This window comes from Flavobacterium sp. LB2P53 (genome assembly GCF_003970305.1).
Taxonomy (GTDB): domain Bacteria; phylum Bacteroidota; class Bacteroidia; order Flavobacteriales; family Flavobacteriaceae; genus Flavobacterium.
This window is the reverse complement of record NZ_RYDG01000021.1, coordinates 1-1,804: the sequence shown is the minus strand read 5'-3', so window position 1 is coordinate 1,804 and position 1,804 is coordinate 1. Positions and strand designations below refer to the sequence as shown.

At 33.2% G+C, this 1,804-nt stretch carries 2 protein-coding genes and 2 pseudogenes; 1 reads left to right on the top strand and 3 read right to left on the bottom strand.

The features are described from left to right. Positions 1-284, bottom strand: a pseudogene (locus tag EKL95_RS14820) (RHS repeat domain-containing protein); the annotation flags it as partial. A gap of 136 nt (positions 285-420) precedes the next feature. On the opposite strand from EKL95_RS14820, the gene EKL95_RS15090 reads away from it, so the two are divergent. Next, positions 421-732 (top strand): helix-turn-helix domain-containing protein, encoded by a 312-nt coding sequence (locus EKL95_RS15090; protein WP_199736862.1) that lies wholly within the window; start codon positions 421-423, stop codon positions 730-732. A 50-nt stretch (positions 733-782) separates the two neighbouring features. On the opposite strand, the gene EKL95_RS14810 is transcribed toward EKL95_RS15090, so the two are convergent. Continuing rightward, entirely contained in the window at positions 783-1,229 is a 447-nt protein-coding gene (locus tag EKL95_RS14810) for a hypothetical protein (RefSeq protein WP_126556374.1), read from the bottom strand. Between the two features lie 11 nt (positions 1,230-1,240). Beyond that, positions 1,241-1,804: pseudogene (locus EKL95_RS14990) on the bottom strand (hypothetical protein); the annotation flags it as partial.

The following is a 1,804-nucleotide window of genomic DNA, read 5'->3' as shown; positions in this document are numbered from 1 at the left end:
TACATTAGTGGGTTGTTCAACACATACGCATAGCGGTTGTAGTTTTGGGTATTCTCCGGTTGCTGGATAAAATTATCTGGCATTAAAAAAGAACGTAAAACAGGATCATATAAACGACCGTTCATGTGTATCAATCCAACTTCTGCTAAATGCTCGTGGCTGGTGTAGCCTCTGTCCATCATCATTAGTCGCGCGCTAGTACCATCTGTTGGTAAAGCTATAGCTACTCCATTTTGTTGCAATTTAGCTAAATTTCCCCAAGCATCAAAATGACGGCGTTCTATTGCCACCCAACGCCAATTTGTATTCTACCTAAAACAAAAAACTACAACTTATTTAAGGATGTAGTTTAATTTTGTTTTGTCTGATAGCGCTTCTGGGCACGAGCCAGAGGCATCGCGCTAGCCTTTCTATTAATTTCTGCTTGGACTAGCAGGGGCAAGTATTGACAAAGCACAATATAGCCGTATTGAAAATGGAAAAACTGACCCTTCTGTTGCAACTCTAGAACGCATTGCAAATGCTATGGGCGTTTCTTTATCTGATTTATTTGCTTCTACCGAAGAACTCAAAGAAATAAACTCTTTTGATAAGTCGATTATGGAAAAAGTATCGCTTATGGAAAGTTTAAACGAAGAAGAAAAACAAACTATTTATATTATGCTTGATGCCTTTATTGGTAAAAGAAAACTCAAAGACGCTCTTCAAAATGTGCTTTACGATGTAAAATAAGAAAACCCAGCATTCGCTGGGTTTTCTTATTTTATCTGCTTTTCTTTGAACTACTTTTTGTTTTTGAGGAGTTTTTTTGTCTCATTATTATAAAGCTCTTTAGCAACAGTTATTTCTTTTGCATTGATAAAATCATCTATACTGACGTATATAAAACCATTATCATCATTTATATTTAAATTCTTTTTGTCAGCACATTCTACACTTTTTTTACCATCTATTAGATAAAGTAATGTTCCGTCATTAAAATTTTTAATCGCAAGTTCCGTTAATCTTTTGTAAATTACTTTATTTATTTCTTCATAGCTAATACTTCTAAAACAGGATTTTATTGAACATAAATCTTCTACTTGAAAATTAGGATATGCTTCTATTTTCTCAAGATGAGCTAAATCATTATGACAAAATGTGTAATATTTTTTTTGAATATCTCCCATTTGATTTTGACTAAACAAAACATTTGATGCCAGTAATAAAATAATAACTATCTTTTTCATATTCCTTAGTTTTATTTGGTTAGACTTAAAAAATGATTGTACATCTGACTATTAAAATAAGGAGAACCCATACTTTGTTCCCATCCATATGCTTTAACCTCTGAATGAGCATTATTATTATATTTATTAAGCCAACCAGCATAACTACCACTAACATAATCTGCAACGTGATTTAATTCGTGACCTGCAACACTTGCAGCGTGTCTAACGCTATTTAAAGCTAATTTTTTTATATAAATCAAGCCTTTTGAAACAACTTTATAATTACCTTGACTTCCAGTTATAGTTTTTTGAGCTTGACCATAAATATTATCTTTTCCACCTATGACATCTTGTATTTCAAAACTTGGGCAATTTGCAGACTCATATAAATCAGGAAATATTTTAGCCATATTAGTAGTAAGTTCTTCATTCGTCCATCGTGCAACATCATCTGGATCAAAACCAGCTTTAGTAATTGCTTTATCTAACATAGACCTTTCTTGCATTTTATGCATCGCATGATTGAGTCCACTAACCACTAAACCCGTAACTGCGCCTTGCCAAAAGTTTCCTCCAGTTAATGCTGCACCAGC